The sequence below is a fragment of the Lysinibacillus sp. PWR01 genome, assembly GCF_043359455.1.
GTDB lineage: Bacteria > Bacillota > Bacilli > Bacillales_A > Planococcaceae > Lysinibacillus > Lysinibacillus fusiformis_F.
This window is the reverse complement of the sequence record NZ_JBHERJ010000029.1, coordinates 1-4,529: the sequence shown is the minus strand read 5'-3', so window position 1 is coordinate 4,529 and position 4,529 is coordinate 1. Positions and strand designations below refer to the sequence as shown.

The 4,529-nt window shown below is 41.2% G+C and carries 4 protein-coding genes; 3 read left to right on the top strand and 1 reads right to left on the bottom strand.

Annotated elements, in window-relative coordinates; all coding sequences use genetic code 11:
• Window positions 1-101 precede the first annotated feature (101 nt).
• On the bottom strand, window positions 102-1,232 hold the full coding sequence (queG, locus tag ACEVFT_RS03895) for a tRNA epoxyqueuosine(34) reductase QueG (RefSeq protein WP_393948207.1): 1,131 nt from the start codon (window positions 1,230-1,232) through the stop codon (window positions 102-104).
• Window positions 1,233-1,291: 59 nt separating this feature from the next.
• Between queG and ACEVFT_RS03890 the strand changes: the two genes are divergently transcribed.
• From ACEVFT_RS03890 to ACEVFT_RS03880, 3 genes are all read left to right on the top strand, one after another.
• Window positions 1,292-1,981 (top strand): B3/B4 domain-containing protein, encoded by a 690-nt coding sequence (locus ACEVFT_RS03890; RefSeq protein ID WP_393948206.1) that lies wholly within the window; start codon window positions 1,292-1,294, stop codon window positions 1,979-1,981.
• A gap of 15 nt (window positions 1,982-1,996) precedes the next feature.
• Complete coding sequence (locus tag ACEVFT_RS03885; RefSeq protein WP_205445559.1) at window positions 1,997-2,506, top strand: hypothetical protein; 510 nt, start codon at window positions 1,997-1,999, stop codon at window positions 2,504-2,506.
• A 295-nt stretch (window positions 2,507-2,801) separates the two neighbouring features.
• The gene (locus ACEVFT_RS03880) at window positions 2,802-4,388 is read left to right on the top strand and encodes a catalase (protein WP_393948205.1); all 1,587 of its coding nucleotides are present in this window, start codon (window positions 2,802-2,804) and stop codon (window positions 4,386-4,388) included.
• Window positions 4,389-4,529 lie beyond the last annotated feature (141 nt).

The window sequence follows — 4,529 nt, the reverse complement described above, 5'->3', positions numbered from 1 at the left end:
TCTTCTTTTAGAGCGGCTCTTCTCCCAATCATAGGCACTCGAATCAATTGATTTCATCCCTACATTGAACTATGGTTCACCAATTGTACCTAGATCCAATCTTACTTAAAAAACTGCAACCCTTTATGAATTTCACTCAGTACTTCTTCGTCCTGCTCGATAGCTTCGGCTTCATGTAAAGCTGATTGGGCCGTTTCTCCGCCTATCTTGCCCAAAGCCCATGCAGCTGTTCCTCGAATGACAGGACGGTCATCTTTATGAAGTAAAGCAATCAAATCTGGTATGGCGGCTTCCTCTTTAAAATGAGCAAGTGCCAAGATGGCATTACGTTGGATAGGCTTTTTCCCACGCCATGAGCCTGAGACGTGACCATACTTCGCCTTAAATTCTCGATTGGAAATCGTTAAAAGCGGTGTCAGTAATGGCTTGGCTAGCTCTGGATCTGGCATAAATTCTTCATGCATCCAATTAATTTTCCCTTTATTTTTAGGACATACGGTCTGGCATGTATCACAGCCATACAGTCGATTACCGATATGACTACGAAACTCATCTGGCAATGTTCCCTTCGTTTGAGTCAGAAAAGCAATACAGCGCTGTGCATTCAATTGTCCACCTTGGATTAAGGCTCCCGTTGGACAAACATCCAAGCATAGGCGACAATCTCCGCATTCATCCTCCATTGGCTTATTTGGCGCAAATGGAATATTTGTGATGAGCTCTCCCAAATACACATAGGAACCAAATTCAGGCGTGATAATCGAGCAATTTTTGCCGCTCCAACCAATGCCTGCACGTTCTGCTACCGCCCGATCTACAAGTGCTCCTGTATCTACCATTGATTCAATACGTACACCTTCGACATGTTCCTCAAGCCAAGCAGATAATAACTTTAAACGCTCACGTAATGCTGTATGATAATCGACACCCCATGAAGCACGGCAGAAAATCCCACGTCGCGCACCCTTTTTACCAATTGGTGCATTTTGCATACGTGAAGGGTAAGCAACAGCTATTGCTACAATACTCTCTGCTTCATCTAGTAGTTGAAGGGGTTCTGTACGTTTTTGAATATCACTTTCTTCAAATCCAGACTGATAGCCGAGCTCCTGCTGTCGACGCAATTTGTTTTTTAATTCTGTAAAGGGAGCTGCTGTTGTAAAACCTATTTTATCAACACCAATGGACATCGCATATGCCACAAAATCATGTTGTAGGTCGTGTATGTTCATTTTATTTCCAACTCCTTACATGGTACAATAATAGAAATAGATAAAGTAGGTGATGTTCATTGGAAATTTCCATTAACCAATCTCTATTAACACAACATCCCGAGCTAAAAATCGGCATTATTCATTATACCAAAATTGCCGTAGCGGAATCTCCTCAAATGATTAAAGGGCGTATGCAATTGTATCAGGAAAATCTCTTTCTTGAAATGCAGGAACTTCCTGTAACACAGCGTGAGGGTATTGCAGAATGGCGACAGCTCTGGAAAAAGCTTGGTGCTGATCCAAACCGTTATCGTCACGCAGCAGAAAGCCTAATGCGTCGAATTAGTAAGCAAAACTACTTAACGCCAATTCATTCAGGTGTTGATTTAAATAATTTCTTTTCACTCCAATATGAAATGCCTATTGGACTTTATGATATCGCTCAAATCAAAGAATTTGTAGAAATTGATCTTGGTCATGACGAAATTGGTTATGATGGTTTGAATGGGCGCTTTAATACATTAGCTAATATTCTCTACAGTCGTGATGAGGTAGGAGCATTTGGCTCACCTTTTGTTGATTCTAAACGCACAGCTGTCACAGAGGAAACAACAGAGGCGTTACATCTATTTTATCTCCGACCATCTTTAACAAATGACGCATCGAACGAACTACTTGCATCAGCAGGGAAAATGTTTAATCAAATTCATGGCGGACATTATCAAATCGCCCTCATGTCGAATGATGAGCCATCTATAACACTATAAAAAGGACGTGTTTTCGTGATTAATCTTGCAGAAGCTGTTAAACTAAAAAGTATTTTAGGAAAGAAAACTCAAGAGCTAGTAAGTGAACTACATCGCAGTGCTTTTGTAACAGTTGAAAAGGGACAAGCTCCTAAAACAAGTAATCGAGCCCTCCCCCTTATTGAAGCTGACTTAGCACAAGTTCGTCTAGATACACGTACATTAGACCGCCTAGTCTATGAAGCAAACATCCAAAACACAGTAGACTTTAAAGGTCAAAAGCTGGCACTAGTAGAAGCCATCGAACTAGCGACACAACTCCGTGCTGAGGCTGATTTGTGTAAAGATTTCAGTATGCGAGAAAAAGAGAGTGTAAGATTTGGCTATGGCGAAAATACAATGTTGTATGAAATCGCTTTGTATGAGCCGGATGAATATCGAGAACGAGCAACGAAGCTTGAAAAAGATGCACATAAACTATCCAATCTTATCAATTCAAAAAATTACAGTATTCAAATTAACTTTGACGATTCCCGTTATTTCTAGCCTCGGTGCGGTGAGACTCCAAACCGAGTTGGATGTGCTGTTTTCAAATCTAGCTTTTCGGCTAATTAGTTAAAAACCAATGACAAGTTACCTGTTACTGTATGACCGATGACTCATGACCAACTATAAGCAATGGCCATACTCAAAACAACTTGATTCCATTTGAAAACGCCATCCAAGGCTCTCCTACATTTATGTATGGAGAGCTTTTTTATTAGCTCAAAGAATAATTTGGATGACTAGTTTGCCCCATTCAAGGACAAAATGGAAGTATCTATAGGAAAGGGGTCATACTATGACACAGCAAAATGATTCAACACATGAGCAAGATATGACATTGACCAATCGACAGGGACATCCAATTACGAACAATCAAAATTTAAGAACAGTTGGTAATCGAGGTCCTGCAACACTTGAAAATTATGATTTTCTAGAGAAGATGAGCCACTTTGACAGAGAGAGAGTTCCAGAACGGGTTGTGCATGCTCGTGGTGCTGGGGCACATGGGTATTTTGAATCCTATGGTGTCGTTGGCAATGAACCCATTTCTAAATATACACGCGCAAAAGTCTTTCAGGATGAAGGGAAGAAAACGCCTGTCTTTGTGCGCTTTTCAACTGTTATCCATGGTGGTCACTCTCCAGAAACATTACGTGATCCCCGTGGTTTTGCAGTAAAGTTTTATACAGAGGATGGCAACTGGGATTTAGTAGGTAATAATTTAAAAATCTTCTTTATCCGGGATGCACTGAAATTTCCAGATATGATTCATGCTTTTAAGCCTGACCCCATTACTAATATTCAAAACGTTGAACGTTTCTTTGATTTTTGCTCTAGCTCACCAGAAACCTTCCATATGGTAACATTCGTGTACTCTCCTTGGGGGATTCCAGCTAATTATCGTATGATGCAGGGCTCTGGGGTTAATACGTACAAGTGGGTGAATAGTGAAGGCAAGGCAGTCCTTGTCAAATATCATTGGGAACCACTACAAGGCATTAAAAATTTAACACAAAAAGAAGCAGAAGAAATCCAACAGAAAAATTTCAATCATGCTACACAAGATTTATATGATGCTATCGAACGTGGAGACTTCCCTGAATGGGAGCTACATGTTCAAATTATGGAGGATGGCCCACACCCTGAGCTTGATTTTGATCCATTGGATGACACAAAGCTTTGGCCAAACGATCAATTCCCATGGTATCCAGTCGGCAAAATGGTGTTAAACAAAAACCCTGAAGATTATTTTGCTGAGGTGGAACAGGCTACTTTCGGCACAGGGGTACTTGTCGATGGCTTAGATTTCTCTGATGATAAAATGTTGCAAGGTCGTACTTTCTCTTATTCTGATACACAACGCCATCGTGTAGGAGCCAACTACTTACAGCTTCCAATTAACGCACCTAAAAAACGTGTAGCGACCAATCAACATGGTGGGCAAATGATGTACAAGCGTGATTTGGCACCTGGCCAAAATCCACATATTAATTATGAGCCTTCCATGCTTAATGGATTAAAGGAAGCAACACAAGCGGGTAAAGAATACACACCATACATTGAAGGAAACCTTGTTCGCGAATCGATTGATCGTCAAAGTAATACCAAACAGGCCGGTGAGACTTATCGTAACTTTGAACAGTGGGAGCGCGATGAACTTCTTGAAAATTTAATAAATGATCTATCGGTCTGTCATGAGGACATTCAAAATACCATGATTGCTTTGGCAGAAGAAGCCGATGAAGAATATGGTCGCTTACTCAAGGAAGGTTTGCACAACGCTAGAAAAGGCTCCTCTGCATCAAAACCACTTGGCAATATCAATGGTGATCAAGCACCACAAGATGCTATGAATAAAGGACACGATGCCGAGCCTTATTAACTAAGCTAAAAAAGATCATGTCACTAGCAGAAAAAGAACTTTTGGCAAGGTGAGAGGTTGATTTCCGTTCCGCCAGCGTCCTTTCCAGGGGGCGTCCGATGAGCCGCTTCACTCACTTGCGTTCGCTCCAGGGTCTCACCT

What these genes read in the sequence shown, in the direction of transcription:
- queG (WP_393948207.1), bottom strand. Translation starts at nt 1,232, where the DNA reads ATGAACATACACGACCTACAACATGATTTTGTGGCATATGCGATGTCC.
- ACEVFT_RS03880 (WP_393948205.1), top strand. Translation starts at nt 2,802, where the DNA reads ATGACACAGCAAAATGATTCAACACATGAGCAAGATATGACATTGACC.